At 38.2% G+C, this 22726-nt stretch carries 19 protein-coding genes and 1 tRNA gene; 2 read left to right on the top strand and 18 right to left on the bottom strand.

Translation table 11 applies throughout. The annotated features are described in order from the left end of the window. Positions 1–6: 6 nt before the first annotated feature. Genes ACH3PA_RS10030 through ACH3PA_RS10010 form a run of 5 tightly spaced genes read right to left on the bottom strand, consistent with a single transcriptional unit; the run spans position 7 to position 4173 of the window. On the bottom strand, positions 7–201 hold the full coding sequence (locus ACH3PA_RS10030) for a hypothetical protein (protein ID WP_416444608.1): 195 nt from the start codon (positions 199–201) through the stop codon (positions 7–9). Continuing rightward, positions 198–788 carry an LPS export ABC transporter periplasmic protein LptC gene (lptC, locus tag ACH3PA_RS10025; RefSeq protein ID WP_416444610.1) on the bottom strand — a complete coding sequence of 197 codons (591 nt, stop codon included), beginning with the start codon at positions 786–788 and terminating at the stop codon, positions 198–200. Before lptC ends, ACH3PA_RS10030 begins: the two co-directional genes overlap by 4 nt. Beyond that, complete coding sequence (locus ACH3PA_RS10020) at positions 789–2162, bottom strand: tetratricopeptide repeat protein (RefSeq protein ID WP_416444612.1); 1374 nt, start codon at positions 2160–2162, stop codon at positions 789–791. Between the two features lie 35 nt (positions 2163–2197). Beyond that, positions 2198–3448, bottom strand: coding sequence for a hypothetical protein (locus ACH3PA_RS10015; protein ID WP_416444614.1), 1251 nt, complete (start codon positions 3446–3448; stop codon positions 2198–2200). Then, entirely contained in the window at positions 3445–4173 is a 729-nt protein-coding gene (locus ACH3PA_RS10010) for a type III pantothenate kinase (protein WP_416444616.1), read from the bottom strand. Before ACH3PA_RS10010 ends, ACH3PA_RS10015 begins: the two co-directional genes overlap by 4 nt. 147 nt (positions 4174–4320) lie before the next feature. On the opposite strand from ACH3PA_RS10010, the gene ACH3PA_RS10005 reads away from it, so the two are divergent. After that, positions 4321–4393 (top strand) — tRNA-Phe (locus ACH3PA_RS10005). 152 nt (positions 4394–4545) lie between these two features. After that, positions 4546–5043, top strand: a complete 498-nt coding sequence (locus ACH3PA_RS10000; RefSeq protein WP_416444618.1) for a YqiA/YcfP family alpha/beta fold hydrolase — start codon at positions 4546–4548, stop codon at positions 5041–5043. 104 nt (positions 5044–5147) lie between these two features. Here the strand turns inward: ACH3PA_RS10000 and ACH3PA_RS09995 are convergent, their stop codons facing one another. The 13 genes from ACH3PA_RS09995 to ACH3PA_RS09935 form a co-directional block, all read right to left on the bottom strand. Continuing rightward, a complete protein-coding gene (locus tag ACH3PA_RS09995; RefSeq protein ID WP_416444620.1) occupies positions 5148–6038 on the bottom strand; it encodes a dienelactone hydrolase family protein in 891 nt (296 codons plus the stop codon). 101 nt (positions 6039–6139) lie between these two features. Then, a complete protein-coding gene (locus ACH3PA_RS09990) occupies positions 6140–6412 on the bottom strand; it encodes a hypothetical protein (RefSeq protein ID WP_416444622.1) in 273 nt (90 codons plus the stop codon). Next, complete coding sequence (locus ACH3PA_RS09985) at positions 6375–7232, bottom strand: phospholipase D-like domain-containing protein (RefSeq protein WP_416444624.1); 858 nt, start codon at positions 7230–7232, stop codon at positions 6375–6377. Before ACH3PA_RS09985 ends, ACH3PA_RS09990 begins: the two co-directional genes overlap by 38 nt. 97 nt (positions 7233–7329) lie before the next feature. Continuing rightward, on the bottom strand, positions 7330–9546 hold the full coding sequence (locus ACH3PA_RS09980) for an alpha-galactosidase (protein WP_416444626.1): 2217 nt from the start codon (positions 9544–9546) through the stop codon (positions 7330–7332). Between the two features lie 148 nt (positions 9547–9694). Further along, entirely contained in the window at positions 9695–10636 is a 942-nt protein-coding gene (locus ACH3PA_RS09975) for an alpha/beta hydrolase (RefSeq protein WP_416444628.1), read from the bottom strand. A 124-nt stretch (positions 10637–10760) separates the two neighbouring features. Continuing rightward, positions 10761–11948 (bottom strand): aldose epimerase family protein, encoded by a 1188-nt coding sequence (locus ACH3PA_RS09970; RefSeq protein WP_416444630.1) that lies wholly within the window; start codon positions 11946–11948, stop codon positions 10761–10763. A gap of 21 nt (positions 11949–11969) precedes the next feature. After that, the gene (gene araA / locus ACH3PA_RS09965) at positions 11970–13481 is read right to left on the bottom strand and encodes an L-arabinose isomerase (protein WP_416444632.1); all 1512 of its coding nucleotides are present in this window, start codon (positions 13479–13481) and stop codon (positions 11970–11972) included. A gap of 28 nt (positions 13482–13509) precedes the next feature. Further along, entirely contained in the window at positions 13510–15159 is a 1650-nt protein-coding gene (locus ACH3PA_RS09960) for a solute:sodium symporter family transporter (RefSeq protein WP_416444634.1), read from the bottom strand. Between the two features lie 102 nt (positions 15160–15261). Next, positions 15262–15969: an L-ribulose-5-phosphate 4-epimerase gene (locus ACH3PA_RS09955; protein ID WP_416444636.1), complete on the bottom strand. Its 708-nt coding sequence runs from the start codon at positions 15967–15969 to the stop codon at positions 15262–15264. Beyond that, positions 15953–17647, bottom strand: a complete 1695-nt coding sequence (locus ACH3PA_RS09950; RefSeq protein ID WP_416444638.1) for a ribulokinase — start codon at positions 17645–17647, stop codon at positions 15953–15955. Before ACH3PA_RS09950 ends, ACH3PA_RS09955 begins: the two co-directional genes overlap by 17 nt. Before the next feature lie 69 nt (positions 17648–17716). Next, complete coding sequence (locus ACH3PA_RS09945; protein WP_416444640.1) at positions 17717–19699, bottom strand: alpha-L-arabinofuranosidase C-terminal domain-containing protein; 1983 nt, start codon at positions 19697–19699, stop codon at positions 17717–17719. Between the two features lie 22 nt (positions 19700–19721). Next, complete coding sequence (locus ACH3PA_RS09940; protein ID WP_416444642.1) at positions 19722–21710, bottom strand: glycoside hydrolase family 127 protein; 1989 nt, start codon at positions 21708–21710, stop codon at positions 19722–19724. Then, the gene (locus ACH3PA_RS09935; protein ID WP_416444644.1) at positions 21711–22706 is read right to left on the bottom strand and encodes an arabinan endo-1,5-alpha-L-arabinosidase; all 996 of its coding nucleotides are present in this window, start codon (positions 22704–22706) and stop codon (positions 21711–21713) included. Between the last annotated feature and the right edge of the window lie 20 nt (positions 22707–22726).

The raw sequence follows: 22726 nt of genomic DNA, 5'->3' as shown, positions 1-22726 counted from the left end.
ATACAATTAATCCTGTTTATTTTTCTCGTATTTCTTCCTGAAGTGCTTTTTAAAGAAAAACATACCTAACGCTACTACTGTAAAGAAAATAAAAAGATAGGCTCTGTTGCGTTCTGTTGGCCAGATACGTATTGTTTCATAAATGAATAGTCCCGCAAAAATCAGGTAGGCGTATTCAAAAAATTTAAAAAATCTTGTCATTGCAAACTGTCTTGTCCTGAGCCTAATTGTGCATCTTTTAAATACATTTTGCTCTGATTATCTAAAGATATAAAAATTTTAAAGTCCTCACTGCTGTCAAACATATTACCATTGTTTAAGGAGCCGTCAGGAAAACGTATAGTATAAGGCTTATCTGTAAAAACCCATTTATTCTTTTGATCCCAAAATAGCTGAGATGCATTTAAAATTGTGCTGTCACTAGTAATTAAAACCACATTACGCCTAAGATCTATAAGATCATTGCTTTTGTAACGTATGGCATAATCTGATGTTATAAAATTCTCTTTTTTATTATCATCAACAAAAGTCACCTCTACACCTCTGGGAAATTCCTGATAAGGAAAATCTGACATACTATAATCAAGCATATAAGGCGTGCGCAGAGTAGCCACTACCTTTCCTGAGTCTGTGTATTTAAGAACAATACCTTCACCTTCTGCAGAAGGACCGTCTGCCTTTTGCCTAAAGCGCTGTATCTCTCCAGATTTATTAGCACAGCTAAAAAACAAAGTCACAGCAAAAGCTGTGACCAGTTTTAATAATATGTATTGAGATTTTATCTTCACCTAAAGACTAGGTACAGTAACGCTCTCTCCTATCCAGCAGTTAAAATTAATTTTCTGCCCTTGGTTACCAGCATTAAAAATCATCGTTTTATCTGGAGCTTTAGCTCTATAGCTGGCAGCAGTTGCATTTGCATGGCTTGCTAAAGCAGGATCTATTCTTCCAGCTCTTGCAGCATAATCTGCAGCTAACCAGTATACGGCTCTTTTATCAAAAACTGAGTTACCACAGTTATTTGCACTAGCAGCGTACATTTGAGCAATTTTCAGGTAGTAAATACCTGCTGAAGGCTTAGCCTGTAATGCTTTTCTGTAATAAGACCTTGCACTACTGTAGCTATTCTTGCTCATCATTTTATCACCTATACGGCCTAATACTCTGGCCTTATCATCATTATTAGTCTCACGATTTGCAGACTCTTCATAATATTCTAAGGCTTTTGCATTATCTCCACTTTTCTCAGCAAGCTGGCCTAAGTAATAAGCAGTCTTAGCAGAAGGCTCTAATTTATCTAATTGCTCAACAAGCTTTATAAATAAAGGATCTTCTGTACATTCTTTACCAGACATTCTACCTGCCGCACGCTTGATCCAGTCAATATCATCTTTCTTAGCTTCAAAATCTTTTTGATAAAGAGGAATTAAATTATCACAATCTGCAAGCTTACCTAATTTACCATCTATTGCACCGGCAACCTTAGAGTAGTTCTCAAGATTTCCTTCAGCAATCTTTTTAGAACGTAATTCTTTAGAAGTCAATTTTGTTCCAGCTTCTTCTTTCTCCATTAGAGGCTGCATGTTTTCTGCATAATTGTTTTGCTCTTCAGTTATTTTACCCTGAATATCATCATACAAGTTAAATATATCCTGAAGTTCAAGTTCTCCAGATTCCTGAAGCTCTACCGCAAGTGTAAAATACACATAAAGTGATTTTGCATTTGTGAACGATTTTTTATCTGTATCCCAAGCTTCCTGAAATTTTTTGTATTGTTCCATTTTAGTACCAATACCATTATCATACATCACTTGTGCGATATCTGAAATATTTGAACCTTGCTCTGTTTTATCAGGAAAGTTTGCATATTTCTCCTCATACATTGCGATAAGATCTTTCGCGAAAGCTGTTTTCTCTGCACCAGTTGCTTTGTCTATCTTGTCATTTAAAAGACGCTCTCCATATTGATATAGAGCAAAAGAGGTTTTAGGACAATCTTTACGCAGCTTCATAAAAGGCTCGTAAGCAGCGTCATAATTCTTCACTTTAGCGTGTTCTGAAAATATAGACATTGTCGTTATACACTCTTCGGTAGCTTGCGCCATAACTGCACTAGTACCTGCAACAAAGGCTATAAAAAGTAGTGTTAATTTTGTTTTCATCGTTGTTTTAGGATTTGTAAGCAATATTAATGATTTTAATTAAATTTATTAGGCACAAACCACTTACTATTAAGTGAAAGGCTTAGACCAAATTTAAAAAAGTCTTCTTTAACCAAACCTGAGCTTGTTGTTCCGCGTTGACCGTATTCAAAACTAAGGTTTGCATTACTGAAGGCACGCCCGATTGGTAACCCAACTCCAAAAGATATGCCAAACTCATTTATATCCTCATTATTGATCATGAGCCCCGTCTCTTCAAATCTCGCTCCAGCTCTGTAAGTCACACGATCCCAGTAACTTGTTATAGAATTAAATTTAGGCACAAAATAACCACCTATTCTATATTTTGAAGCATTATTAAATTGAGCATTTGATATTTCAAATGTACGATTTGTAAAATCACTGCTTTGCTGTGAAGAAAATTCACCCCCAGCAAACCATTTATTGCGCTCTCCTACACCAAAACCTAAAGTAACCTCAGATGGCAATACAAGATCGTTATTATCTACAGCTACGCTTTGTTGATCAACAACGGAAAGAACTGCATTCTCTGAGCGCGAAATTAACACAGTCTCCAGATTACGTGTATTCTCTGAAGTGAGTGTACTTTCTGGAATATAATTTAATGAACTATAAAGCGTAAGTCCGCTCTCTAAAGCTTTCTCATACTGCAAACCAATATTGAAAGAAAAACCACTTAAGTCTGAATTATTAACTTCTCGCACACCGTAAGATACACCATCTTCATCATACACAGCCTCATTTCTTATACTACCAAAGTTATAATTACCGGTAACACCTACACGGAAACCCTTGAAAGGCTCGTAACCAAAACTTAAAAATGCTTTATTAAGGCCTCCTCTACCGTAGTAATAGCGATAAGCATCATCACTTTCGTTAGTTATCTTATAATCAACTGAGGTGTATGGCAATAGACCAAAACCAGCTCCTAAATTATCTGATAATGGAAAACCAAGGGCCAAATAGTTCAAACTTGTTGATCTATTTGATGCAGAACCTTCATCACTTTTTAAATTGATCTCACTATGCTCACCACCTAATGTGTAATTTGTGAGCTTAAGAGCACCGTAACCTGCGGGGTTTAATAGGTTAAGATGAACACTATCTCCTAAAATACTCAACCCTCCCATGGCTTGATTTTCTACCGTTCCTCTAAAATTTAAAGACCCGATACCGTAATATGAATAGGGTGACGAGGTTCCCTCTTGTGCGAAAATAGGTGCAGCCAAGATAAACACTACTACCACTAAAAGCCTTTTTATCATTGATTTTTGTTGAATAATATTAAGTAATTCAATCCTTCCAGGAGAAAATTTGAGTTGGCAAAGATGCCATTTTTTAAGGTTTTAGACAAAAATAGCATATCCCCTCCTGTTAAAATAATTGTTAAATCGTTGTATTTATTTTTATACCAATCTATTACACCATTTATTTCAGCAGTAATACCCCAAATAACACCAGATTGTATGGCCTCTTTTGTATCTGCACCTATGCGTACTACATCATCACCAGACTCAATAAGTGGCAGACCTGCCGTAAATGTATTAAGTGCCTTAAACCTCATTTGCAACCCAGGCGAAATACTTCCCCCTAAGTATTCCTCACGTTTATTTTTAAAATCATAAGTGACGCAGGTACCGGCATCAATAACTAAAACATCTTCTTCAGGATAACTTTTCACAGCAGCTGAAACCAGAGCAACTCTATCTAAACCCAATGTTTGTGGGGTTTTATAAAGATTTTTGAATGGTAACACAGTTTTATGATCTAATATTTTGACTAAAAGACCCGATTTTTGAAGCAAAGTGACAACTTTTTGAGAATTTCCGCTGGCGGCCACGATAGCAGTAGTTAATTCATGTTGTTTTAAAATTGCATTTAAAGCGTTTTCAAAATCAGATTCAGCAGTTTCGGTTTTAAACACTAAATTATCATTTGCAAAAACACCTATTTTGATGCGTGTGTTGCCAATATCTACAGCTAGATTCATAAATGTTGAAATATTGGGCAAAAATACAAATTGATATTCCGCATGCTATGAAGTAATTAGAAAATACATTTAAATTTATAACGTATTTTTAGGCAGAAGTGTTGTACAGTTTAAAATATGATTTTATATTTGCAGCCGCTTTAGCGAGGTACCTTAGCTCAGTTGGTAGAGCAACGGACTGAAAATCCGTGTGTCCCTGGTTCGATTCCTGGAGGTACCACATTAAAACCCTGAAACTTTTAGTTTCGGGGTTTTTTGTTTTTATTAATCTTCCTCTTTTTCAACGGAAGTTCAGGTGAACGAAGGGTTAAACCTTTTTTACTTTAAAACCCTCAACTCATATCTTATTTTTAACCAAACCTTTACAACACAATGAATATTCTTTACCTCCACGGACTTGAAAGTAAACTAAGTGAAAGAAAACGCGATGTTTTAGCTAAATACGGAACAGTAACCGCTCCTGATCTTGATTATCACAACGATCCTGATGCTGTGCTTAATTTGATTGCGAACTATAAAAATTCAAAGTTTGATGTGGTTATGGGAAGCAGTATGGGTGGCTTTGCTGGTTATCATATAGCAAATGCTTTTTCGCTACCAGCATTACTCTTTAATCCTGCATTGGTAAAAAGATCTGTACCACAGAATATTCCGGAAACTGAAATCTCTGACTCAGGTTTTAGGCAAATAGTTCTAGGTGGAAAAGATACGGTTGTAAATCCGGCGGACACATTAAATTATATTGGAAAAGATTTTGGCGGCGGACTCGATTATCATTTGCATTTAAAACATGAAATGGCCCACCGAGTGCCTATGGAAGTTTTTGAAGAAGAAGTGGAAAGCTTTTTTAAACGCATTAACAGCAAATAATAAGGTTAGATCGTGGGAATGGTCAATCTGAACTTGTTAGTTTCTCTTCACTCTATTTTCAAATAACAAATATGACCCTGAAATAAATTAAAGATGACTATAATTCATGATTTCAGCTTTTCATTAAAAAAATCAATTGTGCGCGTCCAGGCAAGTTTAGCGGCTTCAGGATCATATCTAGGCGTTGTGTTATTGTGAAATCCATGATTTACATCTGGATATAAATAAGCCGTATATTCTATATCATTTTCTTTTAGGGCCTTTTCATAATCAGGCCATCCCGCATTCACTCGTTCGTCAAGTCCGGCGTATTGTAGTAACAGTGGGGCATTGATTTGAGCCGTTTCATCTGCAGAAGGTTGCCCGCCATAAAAAGGAACCGCCGCTTGTAATGTTGGGATTTTTACGGCCATCATATTTGAGATCCATCCGCCAAAACAAAAGCCAACTACGCCTATTTGCCCGTTACATTGTTCATGATTTTTAAGATAATCATAAGCTGCGATAAAATCTTCAAGCATCTCATCCCGGTCGCGTTTCTTTTGCATTTCCCGGCCGTCATCATCATTTCCGGGATAACCGCCCAGCGGCCACAAAGCATCTGGCGCCAGCGTAATAAAACCTTCTACAGACGCTCTTCTGCCCACATCTTCTATGTATGGATTGAGGCCTCTGTTCTCATGCACAACCACAATACCCGGTAATTTTTGCTGAGCCTCTGCCGGCATTGATAAAAGTCCTCTTATTTCACCACCACCTTTTTCTGAATTATAAATTATATAGTCTGATTTTAAGCGAGGATCATCTGGTTTTATAGTAACGGAATCAACATAATTTGGCATTAAAAAACTAAGCAATGTAGGCACAGTTAAACCACCTATCGCATAAAGCGAAAGCTTATCAATAAATTGCTTTCTGTTGAGTTTATTATGCGCATAATCGTCATATAAATCAAAAACTTCCTGTTTGATGTCTTCTTTCTTTAGCTTTTCCATATCGCTGAATTTAAGTGGTTCTTTAAAAATAGCACTCAAATGCGGAATAATCGGGTTTTTTGGCTAAAAAATGGGAGTTTGAAGAACAAACTCAATGTTGCCTAATCTCGCATTGTGAGCATTACATCTATCTGAATCCATTCAGAAACTGGAAGTCCATCTTTTACTTCCTGGATTTTGCAATCAAAGTCACCATAAGAATAATTGAATGCGACGATTCCATTTACTTTAAGTACTCCGGTTTGTTTTGTGCTTCTCAGTTTAAAGCGCCAATTACGTTTTCGGCTTGGGGAATGAAAAAGCAAATATTCAGGATAAACGCCGGTTCTTTCAAATTTAAATCTGCCGCCTTGTTGGTGGGTTACTATCAACATTCATTGCTTTCTTCCAATTTTTTCTTAATATGGGTTTGATAAATGAAGTTTGCCCATTAGATGGTTCTCCTGTAAAATGACAGAATTTTTCGGAATATTCTTCATCCCCATATTTAGACCATTGCTTGAAAGCTTTATTGGAAAGAGGTTTATCTGGATTAAATGGTATTTCTTCTCCTGTTCTAATACAGTAACCTGTAGAAAGTGTTTTTACTATTATGTCTGAATTACTTTCTTTTTTATTAGAAAATAATATCTCAGATAATTTATCCAAAGTCGTTTCAGAACCTACAAACTTCTTTTTTAAACCACCAAAGGTCATTTCATATTGCGGTTTTCTTTCGAAAAGTAATTTGCTATCCTTGATGACTTGTTCAAAATAGTTTAAAGATTCTATATCTAGTGATTCTCCCATTAATGAACTTGTTACACTACCAACAACTGAGGAGTTAGTCAATATTCCAAATTCAATATTATGGTTTTGAGAATATTCATAAAGATTCATTGAGCTTAAAACTGCATTTGCATCATTAGAATAATATTTTGCATGTAAATGCTCATTATAACTGATTGCAATATTTGGAAACTCTTTAAGAAATTTAAAATCCTTTTCATTGAAACTTTTAGAAATATCTTTTTCATTCTTTCCAAAAAGTATTCTAATATGAAGTTTATCTACATCCTTTTTAGCCTTTAATGAATTAATAAATCTAGTGTGGAGCTTAATAAATGGAGATACTATTATTAATTGTTTTTCGCATTTATCAAAGATGTTCTCAATTTCGGCATTCAATAAATTGCCTTTTAAAAATTTTGCCATTATAATTATAATTTGGGGTTATCATTAATATTCAAATATAAGGCAAAACAATATTCATTTTACAGCTCTAGGTATAGAGAACTACACTTTTCAAACCCTACTTCACACTTACCTTCAGCACCACACTGGTGTGATAAGCGCTTACATTAGGATTAATGCCTATTTTCATTAAGAAATCACCTGAATATTCGGCGGATTTTACAGCGGGATTTGCGCCAGGATAAATATTTGTCTCTTCTACTTTGTAAGCTTTGGCAGGATCTAATCCTTTTAAAAGAATCGGAGTCTTCGTACCAGAACCGTATCGCTTATTTACTAAATAAGTAAACACCACCGCTTCACTTTTATCTTCATTTACATACATCACAGAAGCCGCATCATTATCCCACGGACTCTGTAAACGATACTGATCACCGTGCCAGATCGTATTTTTCAGCGCATCGTATTCGGTTAAAGCTTCTTCGCAAAATTTAAGATCATCTTGAGCCAACTCGTCCACAACAATATCAAAACCCAGTTTTCCCATCATGGCGACATCAACTTTATATTTTATGGGATCTTTACTCCATGCTGTAACATGAGCAGCCATTGCCAATGCCGGGTAGAAATAAGAATATTCCCATTGCATGTAAACCCGCTCCAGCGGATCTGTATTATCACTAGGCCAAAATTCTGTGAAATATTTTAAAGCTGCATAATCTACTCTTCCACCACCACCAGAACATAACATCATAGGCACAGTTGGGTATTTTTCGCGTACGCGTTCAAGCACTTTGTAAAGTCCTTTTACGTAATCTACATATAATTTAGATTGATCTTTTTTTAGCGACTTAGAATAGGCATTGTAAATTACCGCGTTACAATCCCACTTTATATAGGCTAAATCGCGGTTTTCAGTAAATAAATCGTCTACCACACCGTACACAAAATCCTGAACTTCGGGATTTGTCAGGTCTAAAACCAGCTGATTTCTAAAATAATGTTCTGGTCGTTCCGGCTGTTTGATCACCCAATCAGGATGCTCGTTATACAAATCACTTTTAGGATTTACCATTTCCGGCTCTATCCAGATTCCAAATTTTACATTATTTTCTTTTGCGGCTTCAACAAGCGTACCGATGCCGTTAGGCAATTTCTTTTCATTCACTTCCCAATCGCCCAAACCTGCATTATCGCCGTTTCTGGGATAGGTATTTCCAAACCAGCCATCATCAAGTAAAAACAAGTCTACACCTAATTTTTTACTGTCTTCTATTATATTTTTTAGCTTGGGTTCATCAAAATCAAAATAGGTCGCTTCCCAATTATTAAGCAAAGTTAAACGTGATCCATTTCCGTCTAAAATCTTATGGTTTCTGGCCCATTTTTGTATGTTTCGGCTGGCTTTTCCTTTTCCTTCATGTGAAAGTGTATACCAAAATTTAGGCGTGGTAAAACTTTCGCCTTTGGCTAAACGATATGCCGAAGAAAAATCATTGATTCCTGAAATTATTCTAAGATTTTCTAAAGGATCAATCTCAAGATCTGTTCTAAAATTTCCAGACCATTCTAAACCGCCCAACAAGACATCTCCTTCATCTTCTGTTGAAGGTTTACCCAGTGAAATCATAAATACTGAAGGCTGAAAGATATTTGCGCGTGTTCCTAATTTTGAGTCTAGAACCTTGATGCCGTGTGATAATTTTGTCTCTTCAGGGCGCATTTCTTTGGCCCATTCACCATGATAATGATGCAACCAGAAATCATTATTGCCATGCAGATATAAGTTGGCTGATGCATATTTATTAAGTGTTACGTCTCCTTTTTCTTTATTTGTAATACGCGTCCACTGCTCAATAATATCCTGCTCGTAAAACGCTTTTACAAAGACCGTAACTTCAAAATCATAAACAGGATCTTTAAGCAGAATTTCAGTCTGCGTGATTCCTTCAGCTATAGTACTTGTATTATGGCTTACATAATCCAGACTTAGCGACGCGTTTCCATCTGCATGCGTGACATTTATTGCCGGTTCCAGCAAATTTTTTGAACCTGAAGGCGTGTAAAACGAATTATAAATACCGGTATAGTCATCACCTTGCCGATATTGACCTGATATTTGCCGATATTCGGCTTCTGTAGCCAATTTTTGGCCTAAATAGAGCGTTTTTACTTCCTTTTCAGCGTTTATTTCAAGCACTAAAGCGTTGCTTTTGGTATTTATTGTAATGATCTCCTGTGATTTTGCTTGTACCGCTAAAAGCGAAATAAAAATGAAAACTACAAGTCGCAATGTGTTCTTTTCGCTTAAAGCGAAAAATGAAAAAGTTGGCATTTACAAAGTATTTGGTTGGTTGATTTTCTAAAATTAAAATGAGTTTATAAAAATTCTAAGCTAAGTCTTGAGCAAGATTAGAGCGTTAGAATCTGAAAATTTATTTTCTGTTGAGGGAAACAAATGCAAAATCATTATCTTCAAGTTCTTAGTTAATAAGATCATTTTTTTTAAGCCAAAGTGCGAGTGCGTCAGGCCAGCTATTTGAAGTTTCTTCTGTACCAAGTCCAAAACCATGGCCGCCCGTCTCATAAATATGCATTTCGGTTTTTACATGGTTAGCATTTAGTGCGGTAAAGTAGTTTATACTATTAGCCACAGGTACGACATTATCATCTGCTGCGTGTATTAAAAAGGTGATGGGAGTTGCACTATTCACTTGCTTTTCATTAGAATAAAAATCGACTAAAGTATCCTCAGGATTTTTACCCAGCAAATTTTCTCGAGACCCCCTGTGCGTAATTTCTTCTTGCATGCTTATTACAGGATATAGCAAAATAGAGAAGTCTGGTTTTGCACTTATACCGGGTTCTGAATCATATACAGAATCGTTATAATGCGTAGATAAAGTAGATGCCAGATGACCGCCGGCTGAGAATCCCATTATGCCTACTTTACTCGTATCAATATTATACTTCGTTGCATTTTGCCTTACTATGCGCATGGCACGTTGAGCATCCTGCAAAGGCCCTATAGTCTTATCTTGCATTATCACATCGCTGGGTAAGCGATACTTGAGCACAAAAGCGGTTACCCCATGTTTTGCAAACCAATCTCCTATTTTGAATCCTTCTTTGTCAATTGCAAGATGAAGATAGCCACCGCCCGGGCAAATAACTACTGCTGTACCGTTAGCTTTTTGCGGAGTAAAAACAGTCATTTCTGGTGTTGTTACCTGGCTTAGGCTGTTTATTTTATCATTTTTATAATCTACCTGCTCCTTGTAAACGTCTGATGATTTGCTTCCGGGAATTCCATTTTCCCAGAGCGTAATTGTTTCCTGTTGTGCTTGTGCAGAAAAAGTGAAACTTAAATTTATAAGCAAAACGAAAATCACCTTTCGGGATAAATCTAAAATATTGGTATTCATATAACAGTAAATTGTTTGACTGTATGAAGTTAGTGTAATACAAAATAAAAGTGCAGATTTTGCACAAAAAAACCGAACATCTTTTTAAAGGAGTTCGGTTTTTTTACAATTGTTTTACGGGATCTTACTTCACCGAAAATTTAAAAGTCGTAGTCGTATTATAAGTTTCGCCGGGATTTAATACCGTCGTAGGAAATTCTTCCTGATTAGGTGAATCTGGATAATGCTGCGTTTCTAAGCAAAAACCGGTACGTTTTGCATAGGTATTGTTTGACCCTCTCTGGGGTAATGAGCCATCTAAAAAGTTGCCGGTATAAAACTGAATTCCTGGTTCATCTGTATAGACTTCAAGAAACCTTCCGCTTTTAGGGTCATAAGCCGATGCAGCAAGACGCTCTTTACCCTGCCCATTTAAAACCCAGCAATGATCATAACCACCACCTTTTTTAATCTGATCATTATCTGCATTAATCTCGTCTCCTATTGTTTTCGCTTCGCGGAAATCAAAAGGAGTTCCTGCTACATCTCTCAACTCTCCCGTGGGAATCAATGTTTCATTTACCGGAACAAATTTATCAGCATTGATCATCACTTTATGATCTAAGATTGGCTCATTAAAATCCCCCGAAAGATTGAAATAAGAATGTTGCGTCAGGTTAACAACCGTCTTTTTATCTGTTGTAGCCTGGTAGTTCACCTTTAAAGCGTTATCATCTGTAAGCGTATACGTAACCGTAGTCTCCAGATTACCGGGATAACCTTCTTCCATATCCTTACTTGTATAGGTAAGTTTTAAAGAAGCTGAATTATCTTCTGCCGGCATTTCTTCTGCAGTCCAAATCACTTTATCAAAACCTTTTGTTCCGCCATGCAAACTATTGGGGCCATCGTTCTTGAGTAATTCATATGTCTCGCCGTCAAGAGTAAATTCGCCATTTGCAATGCGGTTTCCGTACCGACCTATGAGCGCCCCAAAGTACGGGTTGCTCTTTGTGTACTGCGAAAGGGAATCAAAACCAATTACTACATTTTCAAGGTTCCCATCTTTATCAGGAGCTTTCAATGTGGTTATTCGCCCGCCGTAGGTAATGATCGATATTTCCATTCCCTGGGCGTTTTTTAGGGTAAATTGGTCGATTTCTGTACCATCTTCCAGTTTACCAAAAGATGATTTTTCTATAGAAACTGAAGCTTTTTCTTCTGCCGGAGCCTCTTCAGAAACTTCGGTTTTCTTATCACTTTTACACTGTATTGCGCTTGCTCCTATTACCAGCAAAGCTAAAATTGAAAGGTATTTATGCGATATTTTCATGTTTATGGTTGGTTTTTAGATTTACATTCTATGCTGAAACATATGATAGTAAGCTTCATTAGCATTGATGTTATCTTTAAAATCACGCACTCGCGTGCGCTCATCAATAACTAATAGCTCTATCCCTGCAATATCGGCAAAATCTTCCATAAACTCTGTAGTAATTGCCTGGCTATATACGGTATGGTGTGCGCCACCGGCAAGAATCCAACTAGTAGCGGCCACATCAAGGTCAGGTTTACAATCCCAAAGTACGCGGGCTACCGGTAAATTAGGCAGATCTGCTTCCGGTTTTACGGCTTCTACTTCATTTACGATTAATCTAAAACGGTTGCCCATATCTATTAAAGAGGCGTTGATTGCTGGCCCGGCCGGTGAATTAAAAACCAGTCGTACAGGATCTTCTTTTCCGCCTATTCCCAACGGGTGAACTTCACAACTTGGTTTTGCATCTGCAATTGACGGGCAGATCTCAAGCATGTGCGATCCCAAAACATATGATTTTTGAGGTGTGAAATGATAGGTGTAATCTTCCATAAACGACGTTCCTCCATCAAGACCGTAGCTCATCACTTTCATGGCGCGCGTAAGTGCTGCAACCTTCCAGTCACCTTCACCGCCAAAACCATAACCGTCTGCCATTAAACGCTGGGTCGCAATTCCCGGAAGTTGTTTGAGTTCGCCAAGATTTTCAAAGGTATCTGTAAACGCTCCAAAACCACCCTCTTCTAAAAAAGCTCTTAACCCTAATTCAATTTTAGCTGCATCTATTAAAGATTGTCGTTTTTCACCACCTTCTTTGAGTTTGTCGGCAAGGTTATATTCAGATTCATACGTGGCTAAAAGTGCATCAAGATCACTTTGTGAGACTTCGTTTATTTTTTGCACCACATCTGAAGAATCATATCCATTTACGGTAAAGCCAAAACGCATCTGCGCTTCAACTTTATCGCCTTCAGTAACCGCAACTTCCCGCATATTATCGCCTATACGTGCGACTTTCAAATTCTGAAATTCATTCCATCCTAAAGCGACACGTGTGAAAATCCCCAGTTTAGATTGTACTCTATCATCCTGCCAGTGCCCTACCACCACCTTTCGCTTTAAGCGCATTCTGGTCATCATAAACCCGAATTCACGATCACCATGAGCAGACTGATTCAGATTCATAAAATCCATATCTATCTTTTCAAAAGGAATTTCGGCATTGAACTGCGTATGCAAATGACAGATTGGTTTTTTAAGCAGACTGAGCCCTTTTATCCACATTTTTGCGGGTGAAAAAGTATGCATCCACAGGATCACGCCTATACAATTCTTACTGTTTGTTGCTGCAAGACACATATCTGTAATTTCTGCAGGAGTAGTGACCAGTTCTTTATATACAATTTTTACGGGAATATGCTTAGATTCTGCAAGTCCCGCTGCGATTTGTTGAGAATGAGAAGCCACTTCTTTAAGTGCCTCTGCCCCGTATAGATGTTGACTTCCGGTTATAAACCAGACTTCGTATTGATCAATATTATAGTTCATGTATTCTATTATCTTTTGGTTGAAAATTTTATGAGAAATAAATGTAAATTCCTATTACGGCGACGCAAATTGAAATGCCTACCGGTTTTAGGTATTTCCACGGAGTTATATCTACTTGATTTGTATATATCTCTATATAATCTGTGGTTCTTGGCTTAAAATTGCTCACTATGAACAATATGGCTACCACGAGAACGAATATGATACCCATTAGATGTAAGAAGTGAGGAAATGCGCCTGCCTGAATATCTGCTAATTGCAACGCATCTGTTACACCGTTTATCCTTGCGTTCTCTAAAGCCGAAGAAACCATAATCGGTTTTATCACATAAAGTGAAACTAAATAAACGACTACCCCAAAGACGATAGCAATATTTGCTGCGAAACCAGAAACACGCTTAGAGAAATAACCTACCAGTATTATTGCCAATATGGGCACACTGTAAGAGCCATTTAGTTCTTGCAGGTAATTAAAAATACCACCTTCTACACCGTAAAGTAAGGGTGCGATACCCATTGAGAAAAGTGCCAGAAAAATACCGAAGGTCTTTCCCGCTCTTACCACCTGCTTTTCTGAAGCCTCCTTATTTATATATTGCTTATAAAAATCTAAACCGAAAAGAGTTACTGAGCTATTAAGCGCACTATTAAACGAACTTAATATTGCCCCAAAAAGAACAGCTGCAAAAAAACCGATCAACCCTACAGGAAGAACCTTTTTTACTAACATGGGGTAGGCTTCATCTGCATTTGAAAGATCCCCATTAAAAATCTGGAAAGCTATTATACCGGGAAGTACTACAATTAAAGGTCCTAAAATCTTAATGAATGCTGCAAGACAAAGACCTTTTTGTCCTTCTACAAGATTTTTTGCACCCAGAGCCCGCTGTATAATAGCCTGATTTGTTCCCCAATAGTAAAAATTTACGATGAGCATACCGGTAAATAAAGTGCCCCACGGAACTGATGAATCACGACCTCCCAATATTTCAAACTTCTCGGGTAGATTAGTTGTTAAAATATTCATTCCTTCAAAAATATTCCCGTCACCTACATATAGTAAGCCAAACACAGGAATCATGAGTCCGCCCACAATAAGCCCAATAGCATTAATAGAATCTGAAACGGCAACCGCCCTTAAACCACCAAAAATCGCGTAAATACTACCTATAATCCCAATACCCCAAACCGTAACCCATAAAGCGCTTTCTGGCTCCATGCCCATTCTTTCAGGCAGGTTAAACATGGTATTTATAGCTAATGCGCCAGAGTAAAGAACAGTAGGCAGCATAGAGATCGCGTATCCTAATAAAAAGAGGATAGAAACGATGGTTTTAGTAAGTGATCCATATCGTTTTTCTAAAAACTGTGGTATTGTGGCGATCCCGCCTTTTAAATATTTAGGCAGCAAAACAAATGCGGTAAAAACCATTGCTACTGCTGCAAGAACTTCATATGCCATTATCAAAATCCCCTCACTAAAAGCAATACCGTTCATCCCTACGATCTGCTCTGTAGACAGATTAGTAAGTAAAAGTGATCCTGCGATTACGGGTCCCGTAAGGCTACGTCCTCCTAAAAAATAACCATCTGAAGTGGTTTCGTCTGTTTTTAAAGTGGAATAGTAAGCGATAATGGCAACTAAAATTGTGAAGCCTGCAAAAGTTAATAGTCCCATAGGATCTTGTAGAGATTAAAATGATTTTAAAATTATTGGTCAATAAATTGTCAAAGTTCTGCGAAGTATATCTCACTTCGTAAAAACAAAACATCTATAAGGTTAGCAACCCTGCCCGTAATAAGCATCTTTGCCATGTTTACGCTCGTAATGTTTTTTTATCAAAGAATCCTTGAGCCGTGGAGCTTCCGTATTAATCTGTAGTGTTAGTTGCGCCATTCTCGCAATCTCTTCAAGCACTTTACTATTGTAGACCGCTTTCGCCGCATTCTCTCCCCATGTAAAAGGACCGTGATTTCCTAAAAGAACCATTTGCACTTCTTCATAAGAAAGACCTTTTTCTTTAAAACAATCTAAAATCTGAATACCCGTATTGTGTTCATAATTTCCTGCTATCAGTTCGTCATGCATAGGCGGCGCACAAGGTATATCTGCGGTTAAATGATCTGCATGCGTTGTTCCAAAAACCGGAATATCGCGCTGTGCTTGAGCCCAGGCAACAGAATAAGTAGCATGGGTATGAGCGATTCCGCCAATTTCCAGCCAATTTTTATACAGATACGCATGAGTTTTTGTGTCTGATGAAGGACGCATTTCCCCCTCAATAATATTGTTTTCAAAATCAAGGATTACAATATCTTCAGGTTTTAAAATTTCGTAAGGCACACCGCTGGGTTTTATGGCAAAAACTCCGTTTTTTCGGTCAACTGCGCTTACGTTTCCAAAAGTGTAGATCACCAAATTGAGCGCGTCAAGCTGCATATTGGCTTCGTAGCATTCTTGTTTTAAATCGTTATAGTTGGAATTCATTGATCGTTGTTTGTTTGTTCAAATTCGTTTCCACGAAAGCAGACAGATCTTCGTAGGATTTCATCAGTTCGTTGTACGCTTCTACCGTTTCGGGCTGTGGATGGTATTCTGCTTCAAAATCACTGCCCATATTTGCACTGGCTTCAATAACCGAAGGATAAATCCCCGCAGCCACCGCAGCATAAATTGCTGCTCCCAAAGCAGGAGCCTGATCTGAAGCTGCCACTTTTATGGGCATATTAAGCACATTTGCGAGCGTTTGCATAATAAAAGGAGACTTTCGGGCAACGCCACCAATTCCTATCACCGTATGAATTGCAATTCCTTCTTCCTCAAAACGGTCAACTATTTTTTTAGAACCAAAACAAATGGCATTAACAAGTGCTTTAAATAAATGCGGAGCACGAGTTCCTAAATTTAAACCGCTCATCGCACTTTTTAATTCCTGATTTGCATCTGGTGTGCGACGACCGTTAATCCAGTCTAAAGCTGTGGGGATACTTTCTGAAAGCGGTATTTTCTCTGCATCTGCAGTTAGTTTTTTGATGAAATTATCATCTATTTCTTCTTGTAAATCTGTTTTTTGCTGCTGCGAAAGTATATCAGACTGCATGACCAAATTATCAATTGGCCAACTCAACATATCCTTAAACCATGCGAGCAAATCCCCAAAAGCTGACTGACCCGCTTCTAGCCCAATCATTCCCGGAATCACAGAGCCATCAACCTGACCACAAATTCCTTTTACGGTTTTGGTATTAACCACATTTTTATCTGAAACAATAATATCACAAGTTGAAGTTCCCATCACGCGTACCAGCGCATGTTCTTCAATTTTTGCTCCCACGGCTCCAGAATGCGCATCAAAAGTTCCTACCGCGATAATTGTATCTGTAGTAAGACCCAGTTTTTCTGCCCATGCTGCGGTTAAAGTTCCCGCGATTTCATCAGAAGTATAAGTTTCAGTGTATAAGTTGGCGCGTAAATGTGCCAAATAAGGATCAAGTTTTCCTAAAAACTCTTCAGCTGGTAGTCCGCCCCAGTCTTCATGCCACATCGCTTTATGACCGGCGGCACAGCGACTGCGCTTAAATTCTTCAAGTGATTTATCAACCAATAAAAAAGTCATTAAATCACAATGTTCCATCCAGGTAAAAGCGGCTTCTTTTACGGCTTCATCTTCGCGAGCAACATGCAGAATTTTCGCCCAAAACCATTCAGAAGAATAAATTCCGCCTTCGTATTTGGTGAAATTCTCACCACCCCAGTTGGCAGCCAATTCGTTTATTTCATTGGCCTCTTCAATGGAAGTATGATCTTTCCACAAGACCATCATCGCATTTGGGTTTTCTTCAAAACCTTCAACTAAAGCAAGCGGTTGACCTTCTTTGGTGACAGGAACCGGCGAAGACCCGGTCGTATCGATACAGATACTTTTTATCGTTTTTGAGTCAATTTTAGCCGATTTTACAATCGTTTTGATCGTTTTTTCAAGTCCCTCTATATGATCTAATGGGTGCTGGCGAAACCTGTTTGCTTTTGCATCACAGTATTTACGCTCTTTCCACCGCTGATAATAATGCACATCTGCCGCGATCTCTTCCCCATTTTCTGTATTGATCAAAACCGCACGTACAGAATCTGTCCCGTAATCTAGCCCTATAACATATCCCTTCATCGAAGTAGTATTCTTTTGATAAAAATATAAAAATAAATGTATTAACTACACTTGTTTTAAAGTTTGATTTTATTTCATTGAAATCTTCACCACATTAAGCGAATACGCAGGTAAAGTGATGCTACTTTTACTGCCTTTTACCCGGATTTCTTCGGTTTTTGGGGAGATATTTTGTGGCGCTTCAAATGAATTTTCGGCCGTTAAGTCTCCTTTCATCAAGGTTACAATCTCACCTTTACCAGAAATCTTGCTTCCTTTAAAATTAAGATTTATTTCCTGAGCTTCTCCAGATGTATTTACAAGCTTCACAATTACTTCTTTCGTTTTTGCATCAGTAACCGCTGTAGCATACAATTCATGCTGCCCGGTAAGCGCTTCTCCATTCTCTTTTACCGAAAATAAATCTGTACCGCTATTTGTAGCAAACAGTTTTTGCACATAATAATTTGGCGTTCCGTAAGCTGTAAGATTGTTGAACCAAATAAGATCTGGCGTCCATTGCCAACCTTCAGAATGAGCCATTAGCGGCGCGTAAGACGTTAAATGAACAACCTCAGCATTGCGCTCAAGACCCGTCATAAATGCCGCTTCAGAAAGCGCGCATTCCCAGTTGTTTTTATTTTCAGGACTTGCGATTGCTACACTTTGCGCGGCATATTCACCTGCGAAAATCTTAGGGCCGTTGCGGTCATAACTATCGTAACGAGTCGCGTTTTCACGAAACCAGGCCGGAGGCTTGTAATAATGCTCGTCAATTATCTCGGCTCCTATTTTTTGCAATTCCTTCATCCCGTAATCAAAATAATCTCCTTCGGGAAATGGGCCGCTTCCTGAAACTATAATCATATCAGGATATTTCTCTTTGATCGCGGCGTTAAAAACCTTGTAGCGCTCAATATATTCTGGTCCCCATTGCTCGTTACCTACGCCTATATATTTCATATTAAAAGGTTCAGGATGACCCATATCTGCACGAACTTTTCCCCATGCAGTTTCTGTAGAACCATTTGCAAACTCGATCAGATCAAGCGCATCCTGCACATAAGGATCAAGATCTTCCATTGGCACAAGTTCGCCGGTGTTAAACTGGCAAGCGATACCGCAACTTAAAATAGGCAGCGGCTCTGCTCCCATATCTTCGGCGAGTTGAAAATATTCAAAAAAACCAAGACCGAAAGACTGAAAATAATCCGGCGCAAGACGATGTGCAAACTCAGTATTCCATCTGTTTATAAGCGAAGGACGATCTTCAACAGGACCAACAGTTTTTTTCCACTGATAACGTTTTGCCAGCGTTCTTCCTTCAACTATACAACCCCCGGGAAAACGTAAAAACCCTGGATTTAAATCGTCCAATAACTGCACTAAATCCTTACGTAAACCGTTTTTTCTACCTTTCCAGGTATCTTGTGGGAAAAGCGAAATCATATCAAGATCGATCTCTCCCGTTCCTTCAAAAGTGATTTTTAATTGTGCTTTTTCTACAGTGGAATTGGCCACCAGTGTGCCTTCATAAGTTTTCCATTCTGAAGATTCAGGAACAACCGAAGTCTCGCCTATAACTTTTCCATTATCATCTATTAACTGAACGATAATTTTTGTTATGTCTCCGGTAAATTTTTTCGCTTCAAGCGAAAGATTATACGTATCGCCTTCTTTGATTCCCATCCCACGGAAACCCTGATTAATCAGCTCATAACCCGAGGCATTTTTTACAGTAACTCTGCAAAAATTCTCATTGCCAGAATCATACATATATTTAACCGGCGCGGCAATCCCTGAATTATTATTAAAGGAATGTCTGTCGCTGTTAGGCTCCAGCCAGCCCATCATGGGAAGTTCAAACTCAAAAGAACGGTTTTTTACAAGTTCTGCGTATAAACCGCCATCTGCAGCGAAGTTGATATCTTCAAAGAAAATACCGTACATCGTGGGAGCAATTTTTGTGATGCTCTTTGACAGATCTACGTCAAGATTTGCCTGACTAAAACCCATTGTCGCCTGAAGTCCCAGAGCAATTAAGGCAACTTTCTGTATAATTTTATTTTTCATTAGTGTGCTTTTCTTGTGTGATTTATTGTTGATAATCCAGCCAAACTTTCATTTTTCCTATTCCGCGATTTGACCAGGCGTAATAGGGAATGGCTTTAAAATTGTTTGAATTTATAGTGTTAACGCCTTTCAGAAGGTCATTTTCTTTGGTTACTGTAAAATCTTCTGTGGCAGATATTTTAATCGCATCAAAGTCTTTTTTGTTATCAATTTCTTCAACGGCGTAAACGATAGGCCCATATTCAACAGAAACTTTCCCTTCATCTTCTTTCACTTTGTCAGAAGCTTTTACCTCGCGAACTTCCATAGGGAAATTGATCTCGATTTCGTCTGACGTATTCCACTTTCGCGAAAGCGTTATGTAGCCATTTTCTATTGTAAAATCCTGATTTTGCCCATTTATCCCCAGATTTATCTTGTCCTGAGACTGATTTACATAAGCATACAAATCGCCCGGTAAAACCTCATTTCTAGCCCAACCCGGAACTCTCAATTTTAAGGCAAAATCACCCGATTTTTCAGGGTTTATGGTCATTTTTATCTTTCCATCCCACGGGTAATTAGTCTCCTGAGTGATTTTTATTTTATTTTCATTTAAGTCTACTGTGGCTTCATTTGAGGCGTAAAGATTTACAAAAATAGCGTCGTTACTTTTTGAATAAATCAACCCCGGAATGGCAGGAATAAACCGAACCAGATTTGTAGGGCAGCAGGAACAATCAAACCAGTCTTTACGCGTACAAGCACCCTGATTAAATTGATAAACTCCGTCAGATTCCAACGCATTAGGATAGAAAAACTTAGTTCCATCAAGAGAAAGACCAGAGATCAAACCGTTGTACAATGTTCGTTCTATAACATCAAAATATTTTACGTCGCCTGTGAGATCATGTAAACGATGATTCCAATATACATCGCCTATCGCGGCACAAGTCTCATTGTAAGCGGTAAGGTTAGGCAGCTCATAGTTTTCACCAAAAGCTTCGCCTTCATGCTTCGCTCCTATCCCGCCGGTGATGTACATTTTTTTATCAACCATATTATTCCATAGATCAAAAACGGCATCTTCATAACTTTTATCATTTTGCAAGGCCGCAACATCTGTCATCGCGGCGTACACATAAACTGCACGAACGGCATGCCCCACAACCTCATCCTGATCTACTAGCGGGATATGATCCTGGGAATAAGCGCCATACAATTCGTGATTTTCAGGATTGCCCCGGTTGTCTAAAAAGTACCGCGCCATGTCAAGATATTTCTCCTCATTAGTGATTTTATAAAGCTGAATTAAACCAGTCTCTATAATTTCATGACCGGGGACAGCTTTTATTTCACCTTCAGCATCACCGAAGGTTTTGCAGATTAAATCGGCATTTTTAAGTGCGATATCGAGAAAGTTGCGTTTTCCGGTTGCTTTATAATGCACCGCTGCGGCTTCATATAAATGACCGGCATTGTACAATTCATGGCTCATATTGAGATATTCCCAACGCTTGCCTTCGGTGACTTTAACCCAGGGCGCGGGTGGTTTTGCAGGATCTATTGTGCGCCATGTAGTGAGGTAGCCATCTTTCTCCTGCCCCACTTTTATTATAGCGATTAAAGAATCAAGCAAAACATCCAGCTTTTCATTGGGAGCACTAATCAGCGAATTAGAAGCGCCCTCAATAATTTTATACAAATCTGAATCATCAAAAGGCATTGCACCTTTTACAGAACCTTGCATTTTACCCCCAGCGATTAGAAAGTTGTCCATTCGGCCTTCTTCTTCACATTTATCAATTGCATACTGAATGGTTTTTTCCTGTACACGTTTTATAATAGGAAGCCAGAAATCATCAGTTAGTTTTACATGCTGAATGTTGACAGGTTCTATTTTATAGCCAGATTCTTCTTTAGCTTCAGAAGAATTTACCGCGAGTTCTTGCGGTTTTTCTTTACAGGAAATTATTCCCAGAAAAACGAATAAAACGCAAGCTTTTGCTATGTGTGAGATCTGTTTTTTCATTTAATCAAGAACATTAGTTTTTAGTTTAGGCCAGCCATCATTCCATTCCAGCTCAGAAATTTTAAGTTTTGGAGCGCCGTTATCCTTTGCATCATAAGCGTGAAAGATGATATAATCTTTCCCATCAAATGTATAGGTGCTGTTATGACCTGCGCCATACCAGTTATTATTTCCCTCTACCAATAAAGTGCCTCCACCATCATTTAACTCTTTTCCAGATTTATCTAAATAAGGCCCTGTAACATTTTTAGATCTGCCCACAACAACTTTATAAGTGCTGTTCTCACCACGACAACAGAGATCCCAAGAAAGAAATAAATAGTAATAGTCGTTTTTCTTAAAAATAAAAGGAGCTTCCAGAGCTGCATTGCCAGGATCTGAATCTGCCAATTCAAAATTACGTTCTCTGCGAGCGATAGTATGCCATTCCTGGGGCTGCGCGATTTCAGTTAGGTTTTTATTCAGTTTTACCAATTTTAAACCATCCCAAAAAGAACCAAAAGCCAGCCAAGGCGTGTCGTTTTCATCGATAATAAGATTAGGATCGATAGCATTCCACAGATCACGATTAGGAATCGATTCAATCACAATTCCCTGATCTTCCCAGTTATAATTTTCATCTTTAGGATCAAGAACAGTATTTGTAGCTACGCCAATTGCAGAGGTGTTTTTACCAAAAGCCGAAACGGAATAATACAGATAATAAACGCCGTTATGATGCGAAATATCGGGCGCCCAGATATGATTTTTAAAATCATCTACTACCGAATCTGCCCAAACCGGTTTTTGCTCAAAAACTTGCGGACCTTGTTCCCAATTCTTTAAATCTGGCGAACTAAAAGTACTTATACCGCGACCTGTGCAATAAATATAATAGGTATTGCCTTCTTTTATCGCCACCGGATCGTGAACACGTATCTGCTGAGCGTAGCCAAAATTGGTCAAAAACAGCCCAAAAATGGCTAAAAATCGGTAAAAAATGGTTGATTTCTTCATCTTTATAAAAAATTCACAAA

The organism is Leeuwenhoekiella sp. A2 (genome assembly GCF_047946655.1).
Taxonomy (GTDB): domain Bacteria; phylum Bacteroidota; class Bacteroidia; order Flavobacteriales; family Flavobacteriaceae; genus Leeuwenhoekiella.
Note: the sequence above shows the minus strand (reverse complement) of the source record. Positions and strands in the feature narration are given on the sequence as shown.